At 66.2% G+C, this 24,205-nt stretch carries 32 protein-coding genes; 5 read left to right on the top strand and 27 right to left on the bottom strand.

Annotated elements, in window-relative coordinates; all coding sequences use genetic code 11:
* Nucleotides 1–24: 24 nt before the first annotated feature.
* Nucleotides 25–993 carry a tripartite tricarboxylate transporter substrate binding protein gene (locus HB681_RS29550; RefSeq protein ID WP_213958446.1) on the bottom strand — a complete coding sequence of 323 codons (969 nt, stop codon included), beginning with the start codon at nt 991–993 and terminating at the stop codon, nt 25–27.
* Between the two features lie 166 nt (nt 994–1,159).
* On the opposite strand from HB681_RS29550, the gene HB681_RS29545 reads away from it, so the two are divergent.
* Complete coding sequence (locus HB681_RS29545; RefSeq protein WP_213958445.1) at nt 1,160–1,972, top strand: IclR family transcriptional regulator; 813 nt, start codon at nt 1,160–1,162, stop codon at nt 1,970–1,972.
* On the opposite strand, the gene HB681_RS29540 is transcribed toward HB681_RS29545, so the two are convergent.
* The 3 genes from HB681_RS29540 to HB681_RS29530 are packed head-to-tail and all read right to left on the bottom strand — an operon-like array spanning nt 1,959 to nt 5,708.
* Nucleotides 1,959–3,869, bottom strand: a complete 1,911-nt coding sequence (locus HB681_RS29540; protein ID WP_213958444.1) for a VWA domain-containing protein — start codon at nt 3,867–3,869, stop codon at nt 1,959–1,961. The genes HB681_RS29545 and HB681_RS29540 overlap by 14 nt on opposite strands.
* Nucleotides 3,866–4,657 carry a CbbQ/NirQ/NorQ/GpvN family protein gene (locus HB681_RS29535; protein ID WP_213958443.1) on the bottom strand — a complete coding sequence of 264 codons (792 nt, stop codon included), beginning with the start codon at nt 4,655–4,657 and terminating at the stop codon, nt 3,866–3,868. The genes HB681_RS29540 and HB681_RS29535 overlap by 4 nt, the downstream gene beginning before the upstream one ends.
* Nucleotides 4,658–4,661: 4 nt before the next feature.
* The gene (locus HB681_RS29530; protein WP_213958442.1) at nt 4,662–5,708 is read right to left on the bottom strand and encodes an NADP-dependent oxidoreductase; all 1,047 of its coding nucleotides are present in this window, start codon (nt 5,706–5,708) and stop codon (nt 4,662–4,664) included.
* 100 nt (nt 5,709–5,808) lie between these two features.
* On the opposite strand from HB681_RS29530, the gene HB681_RS29525 reads away from it, so the two are divergent.
* Complete coding sequence (locus tag HB681_RS29525) at nt 5,809–6,459, top strand: hemolysin III family protein (RefSeq protein WP_213958441.1); 651 nt, start codon at nt 5,809–5,811, stop codon at nt 6,457–6,459.
* Between the two features lie 194 nt (nt 6,460–6,653).
* Here the strand turns inward: HB681_RS29525 and HB681_RS29520 are convergent, their stop codons facing one another.
* From HB681_RS29520 to HB681_RS29485, 8 genes are all read right to left on the bottom strand, one after another.
* Nucleotides 6,654–7,898, bottom strand: a complete 1,245-nt coding sequence (locus HB681_RS29520; protein ID WP_345944778.1) for an ATP-binding protein — start codon at nt 7,896–7,898, stop codon at nt 6,654–6,656.
* A 59-nt stretch (nt 7,899–7,957) separates the two neighbouring features.
* Nucleotides 7,958–8,653, bottom strand: coding sequence for a response regulator transcription factor (locus tag HB681_RS29515; RefSeq protein WP_213958440.1), 696 nt, complete (start codon nt 8,651–8,653; stop codon nt 7,958–7,960).
* A 46-nt stretch (nt 8,654–8,699) separates the two neighbouring features.
* Nucleotides 8,700–9,164 carry a DUF4260 domain-containing protein gene (locus tag HB681_RS29510; protein ID WP_345944777.1) on the bottom strand — a complete coding sequence of 155 codons (465 nt, stop codon included), beginning with the start codon at nt 9,162–9,164 and terminating at the stop codon, nt 8,700–8,702.
* A complete protein-coding gene (locus HB681_RS29505) occupies nt 9,157–9,612 on the bottom strand; it encodes a Spy/CpxP family protein refolding chaperone (protein ID WP_213958439.1) in 456 nt (151 codons plus the stop codon). Before HB681_RS29505 ends, HB681_RS29510 begins: the two co-directional genes overlap by 8 nt.
* A 133-nt stretch (nt 9,613–9,745) precedes the next feature.
* Nucleotides 9,746–11,545, bottom strand: a complete 1,800-nt coding sequence (gene ptsP, locus HB681_RS29500; RefSeq protein WP_213958438.1) for a phosphoenolpyruvate--protein phosphotransferase — start codon at nt 11,543–11,545, stop codon at nt 9,746–9,748.
* Nucleotides 11,546–11,627: 82 nt separating this feature from the next.
* Complete coding sequence (locus HB681_RS29495) at nt 11,628–11,897, bottom strand: HPr family phosphocarrier protein (protein ID WP_213958437.1); 270 nt, start codon at nt 11,895–11,897, stop codon at nt 11,628–11,630.
* On the bottom strand, nt 11,866–12,321 hold the full coding sequence (locus tag HB681_RS38420) for a PTS fructose transporter subunit IIA (protein WP_213958436.1): 456 nt from the start codon (nt 12,319–12,321) through the stop codon (nt 11,866–11,868). The genes HB681_RS29495 and HB681_RS38420 overlap by 32 nt, the downstream gene beginning before the upstream one ends.
* Nucleotides 12,322–12,629: 308 nt before the next feature.
* Nucleotides 12,630–13,190: a hypothetical protein gene (locus tag HB681_RS29485; RefSeq protein WP_213958435.1), complete on the bottom strand. Its 561-nt coding sequence runs from the start codon at nt 13,188–13,190 to the stop codon at nt 12,630–12,632.
* 14 nt (nt 13,191–13,204) lie between these two features.
* On the opposite strand from HB681_RS29485, the gene HB681_RS29480 reads away from it, so the two are divergent.
* Nucleotides 13,205–13,702, top strand: a complete 498-nt coding sequence (locus HB681_RS29480; protein WP_213958434.1) for a TlpA disulfide reductase family protein — start codon at nt 13,205–13,207, stop codon at nt 13,700–13,702.
* A gap of 205 nt (nt 13,703–13,907) precedes the next feature.
* Here the strand turns inward: HB681_RS29480 and HB681_RS29475 are convergent, their stop codons facing one another.
* Entirely contained in the window at nt 13,908–14,357 is a 450-nt protein-coding gene (locus tag HB681_RS29475) for a cytochrome c (RefSeq protein WP_213958433.1), read from the bottom strand.
* 144 nt (nt 14,358–14,501) lie between these two features.
* Here HB681_RS29475 and HB681_RS29470 point away from each other — a divergent pair, with 144 nt between their 5' ends.
* Both HB681_RS29470 and HB681_RS29465 read left to right on the top strand, forming a co-directional pair.
* On the top strand, nt 14,502–15,215 hold the full coding sequence (locus HB681_RS29470) for a cytochrome b/b6 domain-containing protein (RefSeq protein WP_213958432.1): 714 nt from the start codon (nt 14,502–14,504) through the stop codon (nt 15,213–15,215).
* On the top strand, nt 15,212–15,793 hold the full coding sequence (locus HB681_RS29465) for a GNAT family N-acetyltransferase (protein ID WP_213958519.1): 582 nt from the start codon (nt 15,212–15,214) through the stop codon (nt 15,791–15,793). The genes HB681_RS29470 and HB681_RS29465 overlap by 4 nt, the downstream gene beginning before the upstream one ends.
* Before the next feature lies 1 nt (nt 15,794).
* Here HB681_RS29465 and HB681_RS29460 read toward each other — a convergent pair whose 3' ends face one another.
* The 14 genes from HB681_RS29460 to rpsJ all read right to left on the bottom strand — a co-directional run bounded on the left by HB681_RS29460 (nt 15,795) and on the right by rpsJ (nt 24,181).
* The gene (locus HB681_RS29460; RefSeq protein ID WP_213958431.1) at nt 15,795–16,301 is read right to left on the bottom strand and encodes a peroxiredoxin; all 507 of its coding nucleotides are present in this window, start codon (nt 16,299–16,301) and stop codon (nt 15,795–15,797) included.
* A 75-nt stretch (nt 16,302–16,376) separates the two neighbouring features.
* Nucleotides 16,377–16,646 carry a 30S ribosomal protein S17 gene (rpsQ, locus tag HB681_RS29455; RefSeq protein ID WP_213958430.1) on the bottom strand — a complete coding sequence of 90 codons (270 nt, stop codon included), beginning with the start codon at nt 16,644–16,646 and terminating at the stop codon, nt 16,377–16,379.
* A 9-nt stretch (nt 16,647–16,655) separates the two neighbouring features.
* Nucleotides 16,656–16,901 (bottom strand): 50S ribosomal protein L29, encoded by a 246-nt coding sequence (gene rpmC, locus HB681_RS29450; RefSeq protein WP_213958429.1) that lies wholly within the window; start codon nt 16,899–16,901, stop codon nt 16,656–16,658.
* 16 nt (nt 16,902–16,917) lie between these two features.
* A complete protein-coding gene (rplP, locus tag HB681_RS29445; RefSeq protein ID WP_213958428.1) occupies nt 16,918–17,334 on the bottom strand; it encodes a 50S ribosomal protein L16 in 417 nt (138 codons plus the stop codon).
* A 28-nt stretch (nt 17,335–17,362) separates the two neighbouring features.
* Complete coding sequence (gene rpsC, locus HB681_RS29440; protein WP_213958427.1) at nt 17,363–18,265, bottom strand: 30S ribosomal protein S3; 903 nt, start codon at nt 18,263–18,265, stop codon at nt 17,363–17,365.
* A 14-nt stretch (nt 18,266–18,279) separates the two neighbouring features.
* Nucleotides 18,280–18,612 carry a 50S ribosomal protein L22 gene (rplV, locus tag HB681_RS29435; RefSeq protein WP_213958426.1) on the bottom strand — a complete coding sequence of 111 codons (333 nt, stop codon included), beginning with the start codon at nt 18,610–18,612 and terminating at the stop codon, nt 18,280–18,282.
* 9 nt (nt 18,613–18,621) lie between these two features.
* Nucleotides 18,622–18,900: a 30S ribosomal protein S19 gene (gene rpsS, locus HB681_RS29430; protein WP_007838132.1), complete on the bottom strand. Its 279-nt coding sequence runs from the start codon at nt 18,898–18,900 to the stop codon at nt 18,622–18,624.
* Nucleotides 18,901–18,911: 11 nt separating this feature from the next.
* A complete protein-coding gene (rplB, locus tag HB681_RS29425; RefSeq protein WP_213958425.1) occupies nt 18,912–19,736 on the bottom strand; it encodes a 50S ribosomal protein L2 in 825 nt (274 codons plus the stop codon).
* 2 nt (nt 19,737–19,738) lie between these two features.
* A complete protein-coding gene (rplW, locus tag HB681_RS29420; protein ID WP_213958518.1) occupies nt 19,739–20,065 on the bottom strand; it encodes a 50S ribosomal protein L23 in 327 nt (108 codons plus the stop codon).
* A gap of 5 nt (nt 20,066–20,070) precedes the next feature.
* Nucleotides 20,071–20,691 (bottom strand): 50S ribosomal protein L4, encoded by a 621-nt coding sequence (rplD, locus tag HB681_RS29415; RefSeq protein WP_213958424.1) that lies wholly within the window; start codon nt 20,689–20,691, stop codon nt 20,071–20,073.
* Nucleotides 20,691–21,371, bottom strand: a complete 681-nt coding sequence (gene rplC, locus HB681_RS29410; RefSeq protein WP_213958517.1) for a 50S ribosomal protein L3 — start codon at nt 21,369–21,371, stop codon at nt 20,691–20,693. The genes rplD and rplC overlap by 1 nt, the downstream gene beginning before the upstream one ends.
* A 224-nt stretch (nt 21,372–21,595) precedes the next feature.
* The gene (locus HB681_RS29405; RefSeq protein WP_213958423.1) at nt 21,596–22,072 is read right to left on the bottom strand and encodes a hypothetical protein; all 477 of its coding nucleotides are present in this window, start codon (nt 22,070–22,072) and stop codon (nt 21,596–21,598) included.
* Nucleotides 22,073–22,128: 56 nt separating this feature from the next.
* Entirely contained in the window at nt 22,129–23,850 is a 1,722-nt protein-coding gene (locus HB681_RS29400) for a hypothetical protein (RefSeq protein WP_256354192.1), read from the bottom strand.
* A gap of 16 nt (nt 23,851–23,866) precedes the next feature.
* Nucleotides 23,867–24,181, bottom strand: a complete 315-nt coding sequence (rpsJ, locus tag HB681_RS29395; protein ID WP_007838118.1) for a 30S ribosomal protein S10 — start codon at nt 24,179–24,181, stop codon at nt 23,867–23,869.
* Between the last annotated feature and the right edge of the window lie 24 nt (nt 24,182–24,205).

The raw sequence follows: 24,205 nt of genomic DNA, 5'->3' as shown, positions 1-24,205 counted from the left end.
GGCCGCAGTTGAAATACTGCCTTCCTAGCCCAGCGAGATGTTGAGGTCGCGGATCAGCTTCTGCCACTTGGCCGATTCCGTCTTCAGCAGCGCGGCGAACTGCGCCGGCGTGTCGCCCACCGGTTCCACGCCGAAGTCGACCAGGCGCTTGTTCACGGCCGGGTCCTGGATGGCCGCGACGACCTGCTTGTTGAGCGCGGCGATGGTGTCGGCCGGCGTGGCGGCGGGCACCACCATGCCGACCAGCGCGGCCGCCTCGACGTTCTTGTGGCCGAGTTCGGCAAAGGTGGGCACGTCGGGCAGTTGCGGCAGGCGCTTGGGGCTCGCCACCGCCAGCGCCCTGATCTTGCCGCTCTTGATGAAGGCCGCTCCGGAAGCCAGGTCGATCATCATCGCGGGCACCTGTCCGCCGGCCAGGTCGGCCAGCGCGGGCGCGGCGCCCTTGTACGGCACGTGGACCATGGCCAGCCCGGCCTCCGACTTGAGCAGTTCCATCGCCAGGTGGTGCGGGCTGCCGGCGCCGGCCGAGGCGTAGTTGAGGCCGCCGGCCTTGGCCTTGGCCTCCGCGATGAAGTCCTTCGCATTGGCCGCCGAATTCCCCGGGCCGACCACGAGGATCATCGGGAAGCGCCCCATCAGCGTGACCGGCGCGAGGTCCCTGGTCGGGCTGTAGCTGAGCGACTTGTAGAGCACCGGGTTGAACACCAGCGTGCCGTTGTCGGCAGACAGCACCGTGTAGGCGTCGGGCGCAGAGCGCGCCACGTCCGACGCGCCGATGGCCGTGTTGCCGCCCGGCTTGTTGTCGACCAGCACCGGCTGCTTGACCTGCGTGGACAAGGCCTGGCCGATGGTGCGCGCCAGGAAGTCCGATCCGCCGCCCGCCGGGTAGGGCACCACCCAGCGGATCGGCTTGGCCGGCCAGGTTTGCGCCATCGCATGCGAGGTGGCCAGCAGGGGAACGGCCAGCAGGCAGGCGGACAACAGTTTCTTCATCGGGAGTCTCCTGGTCTTGAAAGAGAGTGCCCCCAAGGCAGAGCCACCCGGCCCGGCCCCCGCGAGGGATCCAGTCGAGACGGCTCGGCTTGAGAGGGGTATGTACGAATAGCGTAAGTTTGATACGCAATGCGTAATTGCGTTTTGGTGTTTACCCTTCCACCTCATGCCTGCACTCGCCAACGCCCCCAACCGCCGCCAGCGCGTTCAATCCGCCGAGACCGGCATGGCCGTGCTGAAGGGACTGGCGCGCCTCGGTGGTCGCGCCAGCCTGACGGCATTGGCAGCGCACATCGAGGAGAGCCCTGCCAAGGTCCATCGCTACCTGGCCAGCCTCATGGAAGAAGGCCTGGTGGCGCAGGACGCCGGCTCGCAGCACTACCACCTGGGTGCGGAAGCCATCCAGATCGGGCTGGCCGCGATGCGCCAGGCCGACCCGATCCGCGTGGCCGAGCCTTCGCTGATCCGTCTGCGCGAGAGCCTGGAGGTGACCTGCTTCGTGGCCGTGATGGGCAACAAGGGGCCGACCATCGTGCGCTTCGAGGAGCCCGGCCTGCCGGTGACGGTGAACGTGCGCGTCGGCTCGGTGATGTCGATGCTGTGGTCGGCCACCGGGCGCGTGTTCCTCGGGCTGCTCGCCGGCTCGCGCGTTCGGGCGCTGGCCCAGGAGGAATGGACCGCGGCCTCCCCCGAGATGCGCGCGCAGCTCGACGCCAAGGACCCGATCGGTCAGGTGTGCGAAGAACTGCGACATCACCATTGCGCCACGGTGCGCGACACCTACCAGCGCGGCATCAGCGCCGTGGCCGCGCCGGTGTACGACCATGCCGGGCATGTCTGCGCCGTGCTTACCGCCCTGGGCGCGACGGGGGGTTTCGACCCTTCGGTCGACGGCGTGATCGCCCAGGCGGTGCGGCGCGAGGCGGCTGCGGCCAGCGGGCTGCTCGGCGGCGAGCGCTTCGTCGTCAGCGAACCGTGAGCGCGCGGTAGACCTTGCCGAGCTGCGCCGGCAAGGCGCTGACATCGTCGATGACGAGGTAGCGGTCGGGCGCGCACGTGGTGCGCAGGTAGTCGTGGCCGGCCGGGTCGATGGCGATGCAGAAGGTGTCGATGCCCGATTGCTCCGCCTCGCGCAAGGCACGTGCCGTGTCATGGATGCCGTAGGCCGCATCGCCTCGCACGGGGCCGTAGTCGCTGTCCTGCGGATAGCCGTCGGACACGACGATGAGTACGCGCGTGGCCGCGGGCTCGCGCGCCAGCCGCATCGTGGCATGGCGGATGGCCGCGCCGGTGCGCGTGGCGCCCATCGGCTGCATCGCGGCGAGCGCCGCGGCCGTACGCGCGGACCACGGGTCGTCGAAGGCCTTGGCCACGTGGAAGGCGACGTTGTGGCGCCCCTCCCCGGAGAATCCGTAGACCGCATGACGGTCGCCCAACTCGTGCAGCGCATCGCACATGAGGCCCAGCGCATCGGCGGCGATGTCGATCACGCGGCGGCGCGCGGGGCGCTGCGCGGCGCGCATGGCGACACGGCCCTGGTAGAGGTAGTCATCGTCGTCATCGTCTTCGCTCGCGGCCTGCGCCATTGCGTCCGGTACGAGGAAGCCGGTAGAGCCGCTCATGTCGACCAGGAAGGCGGCGCACACGTCACGGCGCGGTTGCTGCGCGGCGATGAAGACGCGGCCCTCGGCGAGCCGGCCCGCGCGACGCTCCACGGCTTCCGCGATGGCAGCGTCGAGGTCGATCTCGTCGCCGTCGAGCCTTCGATGCACGCGCTGGCGAAAGGCCGGACGGATGGCCGCGAACCGGTGGCGCACCTCGCCGCGCAAGACGGCATGTCGCTCGCGCAGGTCGTGCAGGAAGCGGATGTTGTCGCCGCGCAGGCGCCGCTCGCGGACCTGGCACCAGTCGGGCAGGTAGCGCCGCGCGGTGTGGTCCCATTCGTCATGGAAGTAGCTGTGCGTGGCGGCTGGCGGGGGTGACGATGGGGCGCTCGTGGCGGATCGCTGCGCTTTGGCGGGCGGGTCGGCGTCCGCCGCGTCGAAGTTGAAGGCCAGCGCGGCGCTCCAGCCGCCATCGCCGGCATCGCCGTTGGTGCTATCGCCGTCCGGCGCATCGCCATCGACGCGGCCTGCCCGCAGGCCATCGTATGGCGCCTCGCCCGTTGCCTCGACGAAAGACGTCGCCCGCCTCGGTCGCGCTGCGGCGTCGAGCACGGCGCAGATCGCAGCTGTGACGCGCAGGCTGTGGCGTGCATCGGCAGCTTCTGCCTGCACCGTGGCGGCGAGGTCGAGGATGCGATCGAGCATGGGGTTGCTCCGCGGCTGCGTGCGACCAGTGGGATCAACGGCACCAACTAGACCAACGGGATCAGCTAGACCAAGGGGATCGACGGAATCGACGGAATCGGAGCGTCCCGCGCCCAGCGTGAAGCGCGCGAGTCCGTCGATCACCGAATGCATCGGTCGCGCTTCATCGCACACAGGCGCGCGGCGGGCCAAGGCATGCGCTCGAACACGCTGCAGATCGCCCACTGCGCCCGGGTAGCGACGCCCGATCACGCTGTCGATGCGCAGCCTTTCGAGCCAGCGGTAAACCCGTCGCGCGAGGGTCGGTCGCGGCCATCGATGGAACTCGGGCGCGGCATCGGCATCGCCCAGCTGCCGCAGCACGGCGACGCGGCAAGCGCCATGGTTCTCTCGCCGCGAGCCGAAGTCGTCCGTCACCGCAGGCAGGCGGATGGCCTGCGCGTCGCCAGCGCCCTCGCCTTCCAGCTGGACCGCCTTCGCCCTGCCGCCCAGCCCTTGCGCGAACAGCGCCATCGCGCGGTGCACCTGTTCGAAACGAACCGCGTGCGCCGCGCCGGGGGCGTTCATGGCAGCAGCACGTCGACGATGTCCGCGACCGCCTGCTGCACGTCCGGCTCGTCGCTGATCGCATGCGTGATCGCGATGTCGCAGGCGCGGCGTGGCGCGATGCCGCCGGCGATCAGTTGCCCGGTGTAGACCAGCAGGCGCGTGCTCACGCCGTCCGTCAATCCGTGTTCACGCAGCGCACGCACCTTGTCGCCGATGGTCGCGAGCCGATGCGCCATCGCCGCATCGACACCGCTTTCATGCGCGACGATGGTCGCCTCGACATCGACGGCCGGGTAGTTGAACTCCAGGCTCACGAAGCGCTGCCGCGTCGACGGCTTCAGGTCCTTGAGGCTGCTCTGGTAGCCGGGGTTGTACGAAATGACGAGCAGGAAGTCGGGGTGCGCCTCGAGCAGTTCGCCGGTCTTCTCGATCGGCAGCATGCGCCGGTGATCGGTGAGCGGATGGATCACGACGGTGGTGTCCTTGCGCGCCTCGACTACTTCGTCGAGATAGCAGATCGCGCCGGTGCGCACCGCGCGTGTCAGCGGGCCGTCCATCCAGACGGTGCTGTCGGCCGAGAGCAGGTAGCGCCCGACCAAGTCGTTGGCCGTGAGGTCTTCGTGGCAGGCCACCGTGACCAGCGGCTGCCCGCTCAGGCGCCAGGCCATGTGCTCGACGAAGCGCGTCTTGCCGCAGCCGGTCGGCCCCTTCAGCAGCACCGGCAGGCGCGCGCGCCAGGCCGCCTCGAACACCTGCACCTCGTCGCCGACCGGCAGGTACCAGGGTGCGTCGGCGGCCTTGGTCATTCGGTCAGTCCGCGGCGACTTCCAGCACCAGCTTGCCGAAGTTCTCGCCGGCGAACAGCTTGTTCAGCGCCTCGGGGAAGGTGTCGATGCCCTTCACCGTGTCTTCCTTGCTCTTCATGCGGCCATCCTTCAGGTAGCCGGCGAGTTCGGCAACGGCAATGTGATACCGATCCGCATAGTCGAACACGACGATGCCTTCCATGCGTGCGCGGTTCACCAGCAGGCTCAGGTAGTTGCGCGGGCCGGCGGCCGGCATGCTGTTGGCGTTGTTGTACTGGCTGATCGCACCGCAGATGATGACGCGGGCCTTGCGCGCCAGCTTGGCCAGCACCTGGTCCAGGATCTCGCCGCCGACGTTGTCGAAGTAGATGTCGACGCCCTTGGGGCAATGTTCCTTCAGGCCCGCGCGCACGGCGCCCTCGCCGGCCTTGTAGTCGATGCAGGCGTCGAAGCCCAGTTCCTTCACCACCCAGTCGCACTTGGCCGCGCCGCCCGCGATGCCGACCACGCGGCAGCCCTTGATCTTGGCCAGCTGGCCCACGGTCTGGCCGACCGCGCCGGCCGCGCCGGAGATGACGACCGTTTCGCCCGGCTTCGGCTGCCCCACGTCCATGAGGCCGAAGTAGCCGGTCATGCCGGGCATGCCGAGCACGTTGAGCCATTGGCCGATGGTGCCGGCGCGCAGGTCGATCTTCACCAGGCCGTTGCGCTTGATCTGGTCCTGCTCGATGACCATGTACTCCTGCACGCCCAGCGTGCCGTACACCGTGTCGCCCACAGCAAACGCCGGGTTCTTCGACGCGACCACGCGGCCGATGCCGCCGGCACGCATCACTTCGCCGATGGCGACCGGCGGGATGTAGCTCTTCGCATCGTTGAGCCAGCCGCGCATGGCGGGGTCCAGCGACAGCGTCAGCGTCTTGATGAGCACGTCGCCCTCGGCCGGCTCGCCGACCGGTTCGGTCGTGAAGTTCCAGTGCTCGCGCGTGGCAGTGGTCTCGGGGCGCTTGGCCAGGCGGACCTGGTGGTTGGTGAGCGAGGTGGCGGACATGGTGTCTCCTTGGGGAATAGCGTGATGGAGTTGGATGCTAGCCGCGGTGTAAGCCAAGCGGCGTAGCGCGCGCGACAACCGGCGTGTGCACAATGGCCCGATGAGCACGCTGACGCCACCCCGAATCCAGACCCTCGGCGAGGAAATCGCCAACGCGGCGAGCCACGGCCTGGGCCTGCTGCTGGCCACGGCGTCGCTTCCCATCCTCGTCTACAACGCCGCGGTGAATGGCCAGGCGGCCAACATCGTCGGCGCATCGCTGTTCGCAAGCACGGCCATCGTGCTGTACCTGGTTTCGACGCTGTACCACGCACTGCCGGCCGGCCGCGCCAAGGTGCTGCTGAACCGGCTCGACCACGCTGCCATCTATCTCTTCATCGCAGGCAGCTACATGCCGTTCCTGCTGGGCGTGCTGCGCGGGCCGGTGGGCTGGGTGCTGTTCGCCGCCGTCAGCTGCGCGGCCGTGCTCGGCGTCGGCGCCAAGCTGTTCGACCGGCTGAAGCATCCGCTGTGGTCCACCGGGCTCTATGTGGCGATGGGCTGGATGGCCCTGATCGCGGCGGTGCCGCTGTACGAGCGCATGTCGCCGGCCGGACTCGGGTGGCTGGTCGCGGGCGGGCTGGCATACACCGCAGGCGCAGTCGTGTTCCTGCTCGATTCGAAGTTGCGCTACGCGCACTTCGTGTGGCACCTGTTCGTGCTCGCCGGCAGCGCCTGCCACTTCTTCGCGGCCCTCTGGCACGCCTATTGACCGGGCCTGGGCTCAATCCAGTATCAGCGCGGAGGCTTCCCCCGCAGGGCCAGTGCCAGACCGGCCACCGAGGGTCGGCGCATGGCAGCGCCCACTGCGCCGCGAAGTCCGGTGAAGGCGTCTCCATTGCAGCATGAAGGACCCTCGCCGCACGGTCATCGGATCGCGAACTGCCGCCGCGTTGCGCCGGCGAGTCAAGCAAGCCGCACGGCAATGACCAGGCCCGGATGCGCATTGCGCACTTGCAGCGAGCCGCCGTGCGCCTCGGCAACCAGCCGACACAGGTACATGCCCAGGCCGACGCCGCCGGTGGCGCGCTGCCGTGCGCTGTCGGTGCGATAGAACGGTTCGGTCAGGTGTTCGAGCTGCGCGTCGTCGACGCCGGGACCGAAGTCACGCACGTCGAGCCGCACGCCCGCGCCTTCCGCTTCCAGCGAGACGCGCGGCGGCTGCGGCGCACCGGCGCTGTAGCGCAAGGCGTTGTCGAGCAGGTTGCGCACGAGCAGCCGCATCCGCGTGCGGTCGAGCGGACGCGGCGGCAGGTTGGCGGACAGATCGAGCGTGACCGACTCGCCATGCGGCAACTCGGCTGCCACCTCGCGAATGAGCGCCGCCAGGTCGACCGGCTCGCGCTGAAGTGCCGCATGCGGGCTCGCCAGGCGCTCGCTTTCGAGCAGGTCGCTGATCAGGTCGCGCATCTCGTTGAGGTCGCGCAGCAGCGCGTCGCGTTCGGCGGCACCCTCGGGTGTGTCAGGCAGCAGTTCGGCATTGAGCCGCGCGCGCGTCAATGGCGAGCGCAGTTCATGGCTCAGCGCCAGCAACAGTGCGCGCTTGGCGTCGAGCATGCCCTGGATGTCGTGCGCCATGGTGTTGATGCGCTGCGCCAGGTCGCCCAGATCGTCACGGCGCCGGACGGGAATGGGCTGCGCGAATTCGCCGCGCCCGAAGCGCTCCGCGCCTTCGCGGATGTCGATGAGTGGCCGGAGCAATCGGCTCACGGCCGCGTAGACAAGCACGACGAGCAGGAGCAAGGCGGCCAGCGTGAACCATCCGATGGCATGCGGCGCGCCCTGCCAGATGCGCGGCGCCCAACCGAACACGATGCGATGGCCGTCGGCGGTGGGCCGCACGAACCATCGATCTTCGGAGAACTCGCGTTCGTGCCGCCAGGGGCCGGCCCTCTGGTCGGGGTTCGAATCCCAGTTCACGGTCGGGCCCACGATGCGGATGCTGATCGGCAGCCGCTGCGCCAGTGCCTGCGCGCGCGCCACATCCGGTGGCGTGCCGATCTCCGCGACGAGCCGGTCGGCGTAGTCGGTGAGCATCGGCCTCGCGGCCTCGGCCCAGCCGCCGGAGAAGGACTTCTGCATGCCGAAGATGAAGACGCCCGCCATCAACAGTGCCAGCACCAGGAACCACATGACGAGGCGCACACGCACGGAGCGCCTCCAGCGCCGCCTGCCGCCGTGCACGCCATGCATGCCGTGCGCGCCGCGCCTCACGCGCCCTCGCCACGCGCGACCGCCAGCGTGTAGCCCGCGTTGCGCAGTGTCTTGATGCAGTCGAGCGGTTCCAGCTTCTTGCGCAGCCGACTCACGACGATGTCGACCGCGCGGGTGTACAGGTCGGCCTCGTGACCCCGAAGGCGGTTGAGGATGTCGTCGCGGCTGAACACCTTGCCGGGCTCGGCGGCGAGCAACGCCAGCAGCTCGAACTCGGTGCCGGTGAGCTCGACTTGCCCGCCCTGGCGCAGCACTTCGCGCCGGTCCAGGTCGATCGTCAGGCCGTCGAAGACAAGGCGCTGCGCCGCAGCCGCCGTCCCGGCGGTACGCACGCGTTGCCGCCGCAGGATGGTCTGCACGCGCGCCACCAGTTCGCGCGGCTCGAAGGGCTTGGGCAGGTAGTCGTCGGCGCCGAGTTCGAGGCCGACCACGCGGTCCATCACCTCGCCGCGCGCGGTGAGCATCACGATCGGGATGTCGCTTTCGCTGCGGATCTGGCGGCACAGCGCGAAGCCGTCCATCTCGGGCAGCATCACGTCGAGGATGGCGGCGTCGTAGTGCATCGAGCGCAGCTTGGCCAGGCCTTCGCTCGGCCGCGTCGCGCTGTCGAGCGCGCAGTCGAATCGCGCGAAGTAGGTGGCGAGCGGCGCGGCCAGGTGCTCGTCGTCGTCGATCAGGAGGATGCGCGGCATGGCGGGATTGTGACGGCGCAGCGGCGTCGCCGCCCCACTCCAATCCTCACCAGGCATCGCGCTTACCGACTTGGCCCAGGTGCGTGGCGCCGAAGCCGCTGCCGTACTTGAGGCCATAGCCCAGCATGCGGTCGAACCCGATGTGCGCCATCCACACCAGGCCCAGCGCCAGCACCGCCGGTTGCGCCGCGAGCGCGCCGAATCCGCTCAGGGCGGCCGGCCCGACATACGAATGCGCCGCGTTGTAGAGCAAGGCTCCCGTACGCGCACCCGCCAGGTAGCCGAGCAACGAAAGGTCCGGCACAAGGAACCACAGCGCGAAAGCGCTCCAGCCGGCGCCGACCTGGTCGTAGGCGACGAGTGCACCGGCCAGCAGCACGACGCCCTCGAGGCGCAGCAGTGCGCGAACACCGCCGCGCACGGCGCCGGGCAGCACCGGTTCCACCGTCGTAACGCGCTGGCCGGCGCGGCCCCAGCCGGGCAAATCCCGAAAGCCTGCGGCCTCAGCCACGATGGCCCCAGCGACGGCCGCGGTCCATGAACTCGCGGACCTTCTGCTGCTGTGACGGATTCAGGCCGTCGAAGAAATCAGCCGCGGCGGCGATGACTTCCGGGCTGCCCGCGCGCAACGCCGCAGTCTTCTCGTCGACCAGCTTGCCAGCACCCGCCTGGTCCAGCTTGTCGCCGGCAAACAGCGCCTTGAACTGCGCCCGCGGGTCGCCGGCGCCGCGCATTGCGACGCGTTGCGCATGCAGCTTTTCAGCCAGTACGTTGAGCTTCTGCTTCTGGGTGCTGTCGAGTTCGAGCTTGCTGCTGACGCGTTCGACCACCTTGGCCCGGAACTCGGCCGAATCGCCTTCGCCCCAACCGTGACGATGGGCCGCGCAACCCGCGATGCTGCCGACAACCAGTGCGCCGCCGAAGAGGCCGAAAAGAGAACGTTTGATCCAGTGCTTCATGAGACTTCCCGTGTGTGTGAATGAGGAAGCCTGATGGTGCGGCCGTGGCGCCGCGCAGTCCTTTCGCCGCGGTATCGCTGTGTTTCGTTTTATTGCGACGCGGCAAGCGGGCGCCGCGACTTCGAGGGCGGGCTCAGCGCGCCAGCATCGCAGCCGGGCTGTCGGCTTCCAGCACCTCTTGCGCCCACGGCACCAGCTTGGTGGTGTCGGCGCGCAGCACCTCCTGCTTCACGGTCAGGATCTGCGACGGATGCATCGAGAAACTGCGCAGGCCCAGGCCCAGCAACAGTCGCGTGAACAGCGGGTCGCCGGCCATTTCGCCGCACACGCTCACGCCCTTGCCCTGGCGCCGGCATTCGGCAATGGTGTCGGCCACCAGCTTCAGCACCGCCGGATGCGCGGGGTCGTAGAGGTGGGCCACGGCCTCGTCCGTGCGGTCGATGGCCAGCGTGTACTGGATCAGGTCGTTGGTGCCGATCGACAGGAAGTCGAAGTACTTCAGGAAGGTCTTGAGCGTGAGCGCCGCGGCCGGAATCTCGATCATCGCACCCAGCTTCACGCTGCCGTGCACCACGCCGCGGTTGTCGAGCTCCGCACGCGCGAAGTCGATCAGCGCCAGCGTCTGCCGGATCTCGCTGGCATGCGCGAGCATCGGAATGAGCAGATGGATCTCGCCGTGCGAGGCTGCGCGCAGGATCGCGCGCAACTGCGTCAGGAACATGGCCGGGTCTGCCAGGCTCCAGCGGATCGCGCGCAGTCCGAGCGCCGGGTTCAGGTGCTCCTGCTTGCTGGCGGACTTGCCGTCGAGCGGCTTGTCGGCCCCCACGTCAATGGTGCGGATCGTGACCGGCATGCCCTGCATGCCCTCGACCGCGCGCTTGTAGGCCTGGTATTGCTCTTCCTCGTCGGGAAGACGGGTCTGGCGCGGCGTCTCGCGGCCCATGAACAGGAACTCGCTGCGGAACAGCCCCACGCCGACGGCGCCGGCCTTCACCGCGCCGAGCGTGTCCTCGGGCATCTCGATGTTCGCCAGCAGGTCGACACGCTCGCCGTCCAGCGTCACGGCCGGCTTGTGGCGCAGCCGCGAGAGCCGCCCGCGCTCCAGGTCGCCCTGGCGCTGCTTGAAGCCGTATTCGGCCAGGATGATCGGCGACGGATCGACGATCACCACGCCGGCATCGCCGTCGATGATGACCCAGTCGTCCTGCCGCACCAGCTGGCTCGCGGTGCGCGCGCCGACCACGGCCGGGATGTCCATGCTGCGCGCCACGATCGCGGTGTGCGAGGTACGCCCGCCGACATCGGTGACGAAGCCGGCGAACACGCTCTTCTTGAACTGAAGCATGTCGGCCGGCGACAGGTCGTGCGCGATCAGCACCAGCGGCACGTCGACGCCGTCGCCGGCGGTCGGATCGTCCTCCCCGTCGTCGCTGCCGGTCGAGCGCTTGCGCCGCGGCGGGGTGGGCGCGAGCACGGCGGCCGTGCCCTTCATGCGATGCAGCAGGCGCTCCACCACCTGCTCGAGGTCGGCCTTGCGTTCGCGCAGGTACTCGTCTTCCATTTCGTCGAACTGCCGCGCGATGATTTCCAGCTGCGTCGTCAGCGCCCATTCGGCGTTGTAGAGCCGGTCGGTGATCCAGTGCTTGACGCCATCGCTGAGCGCCTCGTCCTGCAGCAGCATCTGGTGCACTTCGAGCAGGGCGGAAAGCTCGTGCGGCGCTTCCTTCGGCCCCATCTGCGCGATGTTGGCCTGCAGCTTGACCAGTTCCTCGGCCACCGCCTTGCGCGCCGTGCGCAGTCGCCCGATCTCGGTCTCGACCTCTTCAGGCTTGATGAAGTAGTGGGCAACGTCGATCCGGCTCGACACCACCAGCACGGCCCTGCCTATCGCGATGCCGCGAGCGACTGGTAGACCGTGGACCGCGAAGGTCATATGCCGGCGCCGGGACGCTCCAGGCCGGCCGCGCCCACGCGGGGGCCGGCGATGACACAGGGTGCAATGCGTGCTGGCAAGGTTATTCGCCTTCTCCGAACTTGTCGTCCATCAATGCCACGAGGGCGTTCATCGCTTCTTCTTCGCGCTCCCCGCTGGTTTCGATTTCCACCGTGATGCCCATTCCGGCAGCCAGCATCATGACACCCATGATGCTCTTGGCATTGACCCGGCGGTCGCCACGCGCCATGAAGACTTCGCACGGGAAACTGCCGGCCAATTTGGTGAATTTGGCCGAAGCGCGGGCGTGCAGCCCGAGCTTATTGCTGATGGTCACGGATTTCTTGATCACTGTGTTTTCTTCTCGCCTGATTCTGGGGTGCAGCCACCGCCACTTGCATGACACCGGCGTTGCCGCCCGCGATGGCGCGTTGCACCAGCGCATCGAGCGGTTCATGCCGGTAGGTGACCGCGCGCAACAGCATGGGCAGGTTGACGCCGGCCACGAGCCGCGAGCGCGTCCCGTCGATGAGCTTCTGAGCGATGTTGCAGGGTGTGGCGCCGAACACGTCGGTCAGCACCAGCACCTGCGAACGCGGCGCGTCGTACTGCTGCTCCAGCATGATGCGCGCGCTTGCCAGCGATTCCTCCGGTGGAACATTGGGCAGCACATCGAGCGCCACGATGCTTTGTTCGCAATCCGGAAAGACATGCAACGCGCACTGCCTCAGGGCCTGGGCCAGCGGTGAATGCGCGATGACGAAGATGCTGTTCATGCGGGGACGGTGGGTGGTCAACAATTATGCGGGGCCACCTTGAAACTTTCGCGGTAAGACAGCACGGGCCGTGCCCAAAACACACCGATCGTGCATTTGAACCGACCAAGTGTGTCGAATCCGGCACGCTGCATGCGCCTGGTGAGCCAGGGAGGCTCTGAATTAGTCCTCCGTGGACCGCGCATCCTCGGCTCAGGCGGTCTGCGGCGTTGCAAATCCTCGCCATAGCTCCGGCTATGGCTGCGGTTCGCGCCTTGCATCGCATCCCGAGCCTAGGCGCGCGCCCGCGGGGACTTTTTCAGATCCTCTTAACGCAGCCGCAGTCCATCAAAGAATGTGCCCGTGGCGTCGGCCGCCGACGGCCTGCCCAGCACGGTGGCCTGAAAGATCACCACGCCCCCATCGCGCTGGAACTGGGCAAACCACCGCACGCTGGCTTCGTTCGGCTTGCCGGCGGCATCGGCACCATGCGCCTCGATCTGCCACGGCGCGGGCCTGGGCGCGGCACGCACCACACTCACGGGAGACTCCTGGATCTGCCCCCCGGTGGCTGCCTGCCATTGCGCACGCGTGCTGGCGCGCCAGGCGTCGAGCCAGGCTTCTGCCTCGGCCACGTTGCCCGCACGCGCCGTCGCCACGGCAAAGGTGGCGTCGCCCGCCTCGCAGCCGGCCATCTGCACGGTGACCGTGGTGGCGGCGAGCGGGATCGTGCGCTCGGCGCGGTCGGGCTTGCAGGGCAGCAGCGCGGTCAGGTCGCCATCCGCCATCGGGACATCGCGCCAGTTGAAGGTCGGGCTGCATGCGGCCAGCAGCGCAAGGGCAGCGGCTGGCAGGAATATCCCTGCGGAACTAAAATGGCTTCGCCTCATCTGCCTTGGTACCCATGAAAAAAGCCCTCTATGTTGCCGCAACCGCGATCGCCCTGGCAGCCGGCGTTGGCGTGTACCTGCACTCGGGCGCCACGGCCGCCCCGGCATCGAAGTTCGTCCTGCTCGACGGCAGCCAGAGGACCACGGCCGACCTCAAGGGCAAGGTCACGCTGGTCAACTTCTGGGCCACGAGCTGCGTCACCTGTGTGGGCGAGATGCCCAAGGTGATCGCCACCTACGACAAGTACAAGGACAAGGGCTACGACACGCTGGCCGTGGCCATGAGCTACGACCCGCCGAGCTACGTGGTCAATTTCGCCGAAACGCGCAAGCTGCCGTTCAAGGTGGCGATCGACAACACCGGCGCGGTGGCCAAGGCGTGGGGCGATGTGCAACTCACCCCGACCACCTACCTGGTCAACAAGCGCGGCGAGATCGTCAAGCAGTACGTGGGCGAACCCGATTTCGCCGAGCTGCACCAACTCATCGAGAAGCTGCTGGCCGAGGCCTGAAAAGGCGTGATCTTTCCGGCGCGGACGCCGATCTCCGGTCTGCGGTGTTGGCTCCCGCATGCGGAGCGCTTTGCGCAGTTGTCAGCCTCCGCCGAAGCTTCGATGTCACCGCACGAGAGTGCGGTTCCGCTGCGCGAACCGGTCTCCCGGCAGGCGCCCCTCTATGAGACCTTCACGACTTTTTTGAACGCTGGACGCCGCCGAGTCATTTCGACCGGAAGGCGTCGTGGCAGGACTTGCAGGTGTCGCCCGTCGATGCGACCGCCGCCTTCAGCGCGTCGAGGTCACCGGTCTTCGCGACGGTCAGCAGCTTGGCGGTCTCCGCCACCAGCTTGTCGCTGGTTTCCTTGAACTTGGCTGTGTCCTTCCAGATTTCCGGCTTCGCCTTGCCGCCTTCCGTGCCGGGCGCATAGGCGCCACTCCACGGCAGTTGCGAGATCGTCGCCACCAGTTCGGCGTTGGCGATCACCGCCGCCTTGTCGTAGGGAACGCGGCCGTTGGCCATCGCCGCGATGCGCCCGAAATGCGCGCCCTGCAGGGCCATTGCGCTCTGCCGGTACTTGACGGCGTCCTCCGGCTTGGAGAACTGCGCCGCCGCCGGCACTGACAGCGCAGCGCAGACGGCCGCAATCGCAAACGTGGCAAGTCTTTTCATCGTGTGAGTCCTCCAAAAAAGGGCGCTGAGGCCGCGCCGCATGTCAGTGTGAGGAGGGCGCAACAAAGCGCTCATAGCGACAACCCGAAGACAGGGTGCCCCGACTTTGCTAATCTGCGCCTTCCGCAGTCCGCCACCTATCCGATGAGTGTTCCGTTCGAGCCGACCACCCGCCGCGCCGCGTTGGGGAACGAGCTTGCGCGCCCGACCCGGATCTGGGACCTGCCGACGCGCCTGTTCCACTGGGCGCTGGCCGCTGCGGTGATCGGGCTGCTCATTACCGGGATGAGCGGCATCATGGAGTGGCATTTCCGGCTCGGCTACACCGTGCTCGCGTTGCTGCTCTTCCGATTGCTGTGGGGCTTCGTGGGCGGGCGCTGGTCGCGCTTCGCGTCCTTCGTCTATTCGCCGCGCTGGGTTCTCGGCTACCTGCGCGGGCGCTCGCACCCTGACCACCTGGTCGGCCACACCCCGCTGGGCGCGCTGTCGGTTTTTGCGGTGCTCGGGATGCTTATCTTGCAGGTGTGCACTGGACTCGTCTCGGACGACGAGGTCTCGGCATCCGGGCCGCTCACGCGCTTCGTGTCCAACGCAACCGTGAGCCTTGCCTCCCAATGGCACACGCAGTTCGGCAAGTGGGGCGTCATCGCGCTGGTCAGCCTGCACGTGCTGGCCGTCCTGTACTACGTGCTGGTGAAGCGCCAGCGGCTGGTGAGACCCATGATTTCCGGCGACAAGCTGCTCGCCGGCCTGCGCGTGGCGGAAAGCCGCGACACCACCTCCACCCGGTTCACCGCACTGATACTGTTCCTGCTGTGCGCGGCGTTCGCGGCCTGGATCGCCTCCTTACGCGCATGAGCCATTCCGTCTCCCGCCCGCTTCCGCTGGCCGACGCACCTGAAATCATCCTGCTCATGCCCGATGAGCCGCACGAGATGGAGGCCACGCGCGCCATCTTTCGTGAGTACGCTGCCTCGCTCGACTTTGACCTCGGCTTCCAGAATTTCGAAGAGGAAGTGGCCGGGCTGCCGGGCGAATACGCCGAGCCGCGCGGCGCACTGCTGATCGCGCTGGTCGATGCCGCGGATGTCGTGCCGGGCATCGGCGCACCCTTGCTTACCCGCAGCGACGGCAGGCTCGCCTGTGTTGCCGGCTGCTGCGCGCTCCGCCCGCTCGACACGGTGGACGAGCCGAACGCCGCCGAAATGAAGCGCCTCTATGTCCGGCCGGCTTTCCGCGGCTTCGGGCTGGGCCGCCAGCTCGCCGAAGCGGCGCTCGATGCCGCCCGCAGCGCTGGCTATGCCTGCGTGCTGCTCGACACCCTGGACGAGATGGAACTCGCCCGCGCCATGTATGAGGACCTGGGGTTCGAGGAAGTGCCGCCCTACTATCACAACCCGATTCCGGGCGCGCACTACCTCAAGGCGGAGCTTTGATTCAGCCCTTGGCCTGGGCGAGGATGGTCTCGGCGTTGCTGACCTCGAACTTGCCGGGCGCCTCGACGTTCAACGAAGCCACCTTGCCGTCCTTCACCAGCATCGAATAGCGGTTGCTGCGCAGTCCCATGCCGCGGCTCGTGAGGTCAAGCGTCAGGCCGGTGGCCTTGGCGAAGTCAGCGCTGCCGTCCGCCAGCATGCGCACCTTGCGGCCGCTCTTCTGGTCGCGCGCCCAGGCGCCCATCACGAAGGCATCGTTCACGCTCACGCACCAGATCTCGTCGACACCGGCCGCCTTGAGCTCGTCGAAGTGCTTGACGTAGCCCGGCACGTGCTGGGCCGAGCAGGTTGGCGTGAAGGCACCGGGCAAGGCGAACAGCGCAATCGTCTTGCCGGCCGAAGCCTTGGCCACGTCCACCGCGTTCGGGCCGATGCTGCAGCCTTCGCCTTCGACTTCCGAATACTCCATCAGCGTGGTCGCGGGAAGGGTGTCGCCAACTTTGATCATGAACATTGCTCCAGAGTTAAAACAAAAACGGCCCACATTGTGGGCCGTTTTCGAGGGGTCCGTCAGGACTGGGGATCAGACTGCAGCAGCCTTTTCAACCAAGCGGGTCACAACCCAGTTCTTGGTCTTCGAGATCGGCTTGCTTTCCGTGATCTCGATGGTGTCGCCCAGCTTGTACTCGCCCTTTTCGTCGTGCGCGTGGTACTTGCTCGTCTTGGCAACGATCTTGCCGTAGAGCTCGTGCTTCACGCGACGCTCGACCAGAACGGTCACGGTCTTCTCACGCTTGTCGCTGACCACCTTGCCGATCAAGGTGCGCTTGAGGGATCTTTTAGCTTCCGTCATGTTCACTCCTTACTTGGCGGCTTGGGTTTCTTGCTTTTGGGCAAGAATGGTCTTGGCGCGGGCGATGTCGCGACGCGTGACGCGCAGCGTCGAGGTGTTCGACAGCTGTTGCGTGGCTTTCTGCATGCGCAGGCCGAAATGGGCCTTTTGCAATTCCTTGATTTCGGTCTGCAGGCCGGCGACGTCCTTGTCGCGCAGCGTTGCTGCCTTCGATACCTTGGCCGTCTTGGCGTCGGCCTTCTTACGTGTTGCCATGTGATGTTCTCCTCGTTCAGGCGCCGAGTTGGCGCGATACGAACGTGGTGCGCAGCGGCAGCTTGGCAGCAGCCAGGCGGAACGCTTCGCGGGCGAGTTCTTCGGGCACGCCGACGATCTCGAACACGATCTTGCCTGGCTGGATTTCAGCGACGTAATACTCGGGGTTGCCCTTGCCGTTACCCATCCGCACTTCTGCGGGCTTGTGGGAGATCGGCTTGTCGGGGAACACACGAATCCAGATACGACCACCGCGCTTGACGTGGCGCGAAATCGCACGACGTGCGGCTTCGAGCTGGCGTGCCGTCAGGCGGCCGCGGTCGGTGCATTTCAGGCCGAAGTCACCGAAGGCAACCGAGTTGCCCCGGGTTGCGATGCCGGTGTTGCGGCCCTTTTGTTCCTTGCGGAACTTTCTGCGTGCAGGTTGCAGCATGTTGTTTACTCCTTGGTTCTAAGAGCGATTACTCGCTCTTGGCACCGTCAGCTGCTGCAGCTGGCGCGGCTTTGCGGACGCGCTTAACGGCGGGTTTCGAGTCTGCACCGCCCGCTTCGGCGGGCTTGTCGCTGCCGTCGGCCGGTGCGGTGTTGCCACCGATCGGGCCGCGGGCACCGGGGCGAGCCGGACCACGACGATCCGAGCCCGGACGGTCGCCACCCGGGCGGCCATCGCGGCGCGGACCACGCGGACGACGCTCGTCGTCCGGACGCGGCGTTTCGACGGCCGGCAGGTCGTTACGACCCAGCGTGTCGCCCTTGTAGACCCAGACCTTGACGCCGATGACGCCGTACGTGGTCTTGGCTTCCGAGGTGCCGTAGTCGATGTCGGCGCGCAGCGTGTGAAGCGGCACGCGACCTTCGCGGTACCACTCGCAACGTGCGATTTCGATGCCGTTCAGGCGGCCCGACGACATGATCTTGATGCCTTGTGCGCCCAGGCGCATCGCGTTCTGCATCGCACGCTTCATGGCGCGACGGAACATGATCCGCTTCTCGAGCTGCTGCGTGATCGAGTCGGCGATCAGTTGCGCATCGATTTCAGGCTTGCGCACTTCTTCGATGTTCACTGCCACCGGCACGCCCAGCTGCTTGCCGAGTTCGCGCTTGAGGTTCTCAATGTCCTCGCCCTTCTTGCCGATCACCACGCCCGGACGTGCCGAGTAGATCGTGATGCGGGCGTTCTTGGCGGGGCGTTCGATCATCACGCGGGAGACCGATGCGTTCTTGAGCTTCTTCTTCAGGTACTCGCGCACCTTGATGTCTTCGGCCAGCATGCCCGCGAAGTCGCGGTTGTTGGCGTACCAGCGGCTGGACCAGTTGCGGGTGACCGCAAGGCGGAAGCCGGTCGGGTGGATTTTTTGTCCCATAGTCTTCCAGCTCTTTAGTTGCCGACCGTCACGTACACATGGCACGTGGGCTTGCTGATGGAATTGCCGCGACCCTTGGCCCGAGCGGTGAAACGCTTGAGCGTTGCGCCTTGCTCGACGTAGATGGTCTTGACCTTCAGTTCGTCGATGTCGGCACCGTCGTTGTGCTCGGCGTTGGCGATGGCCGACTCGAGCACCTTCTTGATGATCACAGCGGCCTTCTTCTGCGTGAATTGCAGAACGTTGAGCGCTTGATCGACCTTCTTGCCGCGGATCAGGTCAGCGACCAGACGGCCCTTGTCGACCGAAAGGCGAACGCCGCGGAGGACTGCACGTGTTTCAGACATGGTCGTTCCTTACTTCTTCTGGACTTTTTTGTCCGCGGGGTGCCCCTTGAACGTACGCGTGAGCGCAAATTCGCCGAGCTTGTGGCCGACCATCTGATCGGTGATGTAGACAGGCACGTGCTGCTTGCCGTTGTGAACGGCAATGGTCAGGCCGATGAACTCGGGTAGGACCATCGAGCGACGCGACCAGGTCTTGATCGGCTTCTTGTCCTTGGTCGTCACGGCCTTGTCGGCCTTGGCCACGAGGTGGTGGTCGACGAACGGACCCTTTTTGAGAGAGCGAGTCATGAGGCTGTCCCTTACTTCTTGCGACGCGACACGATGAAGACTTGCGTGCGCTTGTTGTTACGGGTCCGATAGCCCTTCGTGAGGTTGCCCCACGGGTCGACCGGATGACGGCCTTCACCCGTCTTGCCTTCACCACCACCGTGCGGGTGGTCCACCGGGTTCATCACCACGCCGCGAACGGTCGGGCGGATACCCATGTGACGCTTCACACCGGCCTTGCCGAGGCGGCGCAGGCTGTGTTCTTCGTTGGCGACTTCACCGATCGTTGCGCGGCATTCGACGTGCACGCGGCGGACTTCGCCGGAGCGCATGCGCACCTGGGCGTAGACGCCTTCGCGTGCCAGCAGCGTGGCCGACGTGCCAGCCGAACGCGCGATCTGCGCGCCCTTGCCAGGTTGCAGCTCGATGCAATGGATGGTCGAACCCACCGGGATGTTGCGGATCGGCAGCGTGTTGCCGGCGCGGATCGGGGCTTCCGAACCGCTCAGCAGCGTTGCACCGGCTTCCAGACCGCGCGGGGCGATGATGTAGCGGCGCTCGCCGTCGGCGTAGCAGACCAGCGCGATGTGGGCGGTACGGTTCGGGTCGTATTCGATGCGTTCGACCTTGGCCGGGATGCCGTCCTTGTTGCGCACGAAGTCGACGACACGGTAGTGATGCTTGTGACCACCGCCCTTGTGACGCGTCGTGATGTGACCGTTGTTGTTACGGCCAGCCTTCTGGAATTGCGGCTCCAGCAGGGCTGCGTGGGGAGCACCCTTGAACAGGTGATCCCGCGAGATCTTCACCGCGCCGCGTTGGCCCGGCGAAGTGGGTTTCATCTTGATGACGGCCATGATTAAGCGCCTTCCCCGACGAGGTTGAGCTCTTGACCGGCCTTCAGCGTCACATAGGCCTTGCGAACGTTGTCGCGGCGACCGATGGACTTGCCGAAGCGCTTGGTCTTGCCCTTGATGTTGAGCACCGACACGCCCTGGACTTCGACCTTGAACATCAGTTCAACAGCGGCCTTGATCTCGGGCTTGGTGGCGTCCTGCAGCACCTTGAAGGTGACCGCGTTCGACTTCTCGCCGACCATCGTGGCCTTTTCGGACACGATCGGTGCGACCAGCACCGACATCAGCCGGCCTTCGTCGAACTGGCGTTCTGTGGGCGTAGGATTCATGCGGCTCATGCGAACATCTCCTTGAGCTTGTCGATGGCGGCCTTGGTGACCAGCACCTTCTTGTAATGCACCAGCGAAACCGGATCGGCGTAACGCGGCTCGACGACGAGCACGTTCACCAGATTGCGCGAGGCGAGGTACAGGTTCTCGTCGACTTCGTCGGCGATCACGAGCACCGATTCAAGGTTCATCGCCTTGAACTTCGCGGCCAGCGGCTTGGTCTTGGGCGAGTCGACCTTGATCGAATCGACCACGGCCAGACGGCCTTCGCGAGCGAGCTGCGAGAAGATCGACGCCATGCCGGCGCGGTACATCTTCTTGTTGATCTTCTGCGAGAAGTTTTCGTCAGGCATGTTCGGGAAAATCCGGCCACCCCCGCGCCACAGCGGCGAGGACGTCATACCGGCACGGGCGCGGCCCGTTCCCTTTTGCTTGAAAGGCTTCTTGGTCGAGTGCTTGACCTGCTCGCGGTCCTTCTGGGCGCGCGTGCCTTGGCGGGCGTTGGCCTGGAATGCAACGACGATCTGGTGGACCAGGTCTTCGTTGTAGGCACGGCCGAACACGGTCTCGGGGGCGTCGTACTTCGACGCGGCCTGGCCTTGTTCGTTCAGGAGTTCGAGTTCCATTACTTCGCTCCTTCAGCAGCTTGCGGCTTGGCTTTGACAGCCGGGCGCACGGTGACGAAGCCACCCTTGGAGCCCGGGATCGCGCCCTTGATCAACAGCAGCTGACGCGCTTCGTCGATACGGAACACATCGAGGTTCTGGGTCGTCACGGTGACGTCGCCGAGGTGGCCCGTCATGCGCTTGCCCGGGAACACGCGGCCTGGATCCTGCGCCATACCAATGGAGCCGGGAACGTTGTGCGAACGGCTGTTACCGTGCGACGCGCGTTGCGAGCTCATGTTGTGACGCTTGATGGTGCCAGCGAAGCCCTTGCCGATGGAAGTGCCCTGCACGTCCACCTTCTGGCCAACCGCGAACACGCTGGCTGCGGCAATGACGCCACCCGCCTTGTGCTGACCAGCCGTATCGGCGGTCACGCGGAATTCCTGGATGATTTCACCGGCTTCGACACCTGCCTTGGCGAGGTGGCCGGCTTGTGGCTTGGTCACGCGCGATGCTTTGCGTGAACCGAACGTCACCTGCAGGGCAACGTAGCCGTCAGTCTCTTGCGACTTGATCTGGGTCACGCGGTTGTTGGACACATCCACCACCGTGACAGGAACTGCGTCCCCATCATCGGTGAAGAGACGCATCATCCCCACCTTGCGACCCAGCAACCCGAGGGAGTTGCTCAGACTCATATGTTTTCTCCAAAAATGGAAGTCTTCTTCCGCCACTGCCACTTCAATTGGCGACAGCGTTTTGCCGATTTCCTCGGGCAAAGCCCGGGAGCCCGGTAACGGGAGAAGGTTGATAAACCCCGGCCAGTTCAAACGCCCATGATGGACGCAGGAAAGGCAGAGCCAGCGATTATAGCCCGGCTCCGGGTTTCTACGCAAGCGGCGATGGAGCCGCGGCGTAGCGGTCAGCGTGCGGGCATGGAGATGACCGCGTCGCCTGCTGGCAGCTTCTGCAGCTCGCCGGCCGAGCGCAGCTTTGGCGTGGCCCCGCCGACCCGCACCGGAATGGAAGTCGCGCTGCTCATGCCGTTTTGCGTCGTGAAGACGTTGATGTAGGCGATGCCTTCGCTGGCCGGCGTCGCACGGACGGTGACTGTGGTCGTCTGGCCGGCCGGAAGGCGGAGTTCATCGGCACCCACGAGCGTGAGCCCGGCATCTGCGGTGAAGCGAGCGGAGCCCCCAGCCGGGTCGCTGATGTTGCCGAATTGGATCACGACGGCCGCGCCTTGCCCGACGTTCACCGAGTCATCGACGGAATACTGGACGTCAACGCCTGAGCCGCTCTTCTTCACCGCCGCCCGGGTCAACGCCCGCTTTGCCGTGGTGCCCGCCTCCTCCGCCTTTGCCTGGACATCGGCGAACGTGATGGCCGGCGCCAGCAAGGCGAGAGCGAGAAATGTCGGGCCAGGCCACCTGCAGGATTTCATCACCGCGTTCCTCAATTGATCGTGACGGTAAAGCATGTCACCTGCGTCGGTTCCAGGTAGTCATTGAAATCATTGACCACGATGATGTTGTCGCCCGCACGCATGGCCACGGTGGCCGATTCGGTCGGCGCGACCACGTCGCTCACGGCCAACAGGCCTGCGCTATCCACTTCGAAATCCGGGTCGGAACCGTTGGGCCCCTTCACCGTGATCACATGGCTGCCTGCCGCGGGGAGGCTCACGCGCAGGTAGGCATAGCTGCCGAGCTTGTTGACGAAGCCGGCCGCGGTGGAGACGCAGGCCTGTGTCGAGCCACCGAGGTTGGCGGGGATGTACATGGGAAAGACTGTCGTGACGGCCGGCGTCCCGCCGCCATTGGCCTCCTGGGCGCCAAACGGATCGTTGGCCGCCGTGCTGATGTTCTGGGCGCTCAGCAACCCATTCAGAGTGGACACGTTGCCGGGCGAGGCCGCGCCGAAGGCCGCAGAGAACGAATGAATGGATGTCATGGCTACGCTGGTCTTCATCCCGCCGGTCATGGCAGCGTGGATGGGTTGGAAGCCGATACTTTGGTTGAGGTTCCACAGGATCGCCTGAATCGACGGCTCCCGGTACCAACCCGGGTTGCTGGCCGGGCCCACGCTCAGATCGATCAGCGTCGCGCCGCTTTGCGCACTGCCGCTGGAGTCGGTGTAGGTGCTGCGGGCCAACGCGATGCCGGACCAAGCGTCGCCCCAACCCTCGGAGAAGGCGACACGGCGGTCCAGGCGATCCCCGCCGGAATGACCGCCGCCGGGCGAGTCGTCGCGACTGAAGACCGCCTGGTAGTAATGGCCCCACTCGTGCGCGACGACGGAAGCATCGTATTCGTCAGTGTCGACATTTTCCTTGCCGAGAACGTAGATGGAGCGCGGACTGGTCGCATCGGAAAAGGCCGTGGTGCCGATCTGCCCGATGGCTGGATCGCCATCTACAGGCACGTTGTTGGCGCTCCAGAAGACCTGGAGAGCCGGAAATACTGAATTGGGGGCGACGGACAGCACCTTTTGCATCGCCGTGTTGATGGTGTCGAGCAGGGCGAACGGAGCCGCTGCGCGCGTCGAGGTGTAGGACGCGCCGCCCCATCCAGAGGCGGCATGGAGATTTTGTGTGGCGGCCACCGCGCCCAAGCTGAAGGTTGCCGAGTCCATCACGTAGATCGCGTTGGCATGCGTGTTGTCGCGCACGCTCACATCCCATGTCGCACCGCTGCCGCCAGTCTGCAGCATCTGCGCCTTGACGCGAACAAAGATGGTGGTGTTGACTGGAACCGAGGCCGAGTAGCCGCCCTTGGAATCGGTGGTCGTGGTGGCGAGCACGGTCTGAGATGAATTCAGCACCTCGACGACCGAGCCGCGGATCGGCTTGGCAGCGGTCGCGGCGTAATCGAGCGCGCCGGTGTTGTTGGGCACGTAGTCGTAGGTGGCGGTGCCGCTCACTGTGCTGGTTGCGGCGGTGACTGGAAGGAAGCCTCCTCCGCCGCCGCCACCGCCCCCTCCGCCACCGCAGGCGGTCAGCACGAGGGCGACGAGAATGGCCAGGCAGCGCAACGCCAAAAATTTACTCAAGCTCAAGCAGGGCCTCCATGAACAGCAGAAAACGCGGGGCTTCGCCCAAGCCGGCTGAGGATGCCACAAGCCGGCCCTGAAAACGAAAACCCGCGGGCATTTCTGCCCGCGGGTTTTGTAAGTCAAAGTGACTGCTCGTGACTTACTGGAGCTTGATCTCGACGTCGACGCCAGCCGGCAGGTCGAGCTTCATCAGCGCGTCTACGGTCTTGTCGGTCGGGTCCACGATGTCCATCAGACGCTGGTGCGTGCGGATTTCCAACTGGTCGCGCGAGGTCTTGTTGACGTGCGGCGAGCGCAGGATGTCGAAGCGCTTCATGCGGGTCGGCAGGGGCACGGGGCCCTTGACGATCGCGCCGGTGCGCTTGGCGGTGTCAACGATTTCGGCAGCCGACTGGTCGATCAGCTTGTAATCAAACGCCTTCAGGCGGATACGGATTTTTTGCTTGGTAGCCATGATGTTTCCTTTTCGCCAAGCTGA

The organism is Variovorax sp. dw_954 (assembly GCF_018449755.1).
Classification (GTDB): Bacteria; Pseudomonadota; Gammaproteobacteria; order Burkholderiales; family Burkholderiaceae_C; genus Variovorax.
This window is presented reverse-complemented; position numbering and strand designations above follow the sequence as displayed.